Below are 299 nucleotides of genomic sequence, written 5' to 3' on the forward strand. Positions count from 1 at the left end.
CGGCCTGGGCGAGGTGGGCCGAGCCGGTCACCTGCCGGCCGATCTCCTGGACGGAGGAGCCGAGCTCCTCGGCGGCGGCAGCCACCGTGTTGGCGTTGGTCGACGCCTCCTCGGCGGCCGCGGCCACGGTGGTCGACTGGGGTGCGGTCTCCTGGGCGGTGGCGGTCATCTGCTGGGCGGTGGCCTGGAGCTCGGTGGCCGAGGACGAGACCAGGCCGACGATGCCGCCGACGGGGCGCTCGAAGCCGTCGTCGAGCTCGACCATGGTGCGCTTGCGCTCGGCGGCGGCGGCCGCGTCG

1 pseudogene is annotated in these 299 nt (G+C 75.9%); it reads right to left on the reverse strand.

Annotation, left to right across the window (positions count from 1 at the left end):
• Window positions 1–299 (reverse strand): annotated as a pseudogene (locus ACLBYB_RS33210) (methyl-accepting chemotaxis protein); the annotation flags it as partial.

It is taken from the genome of Methylobacterium sp. D54C (genome assembly GCF_053345595.1).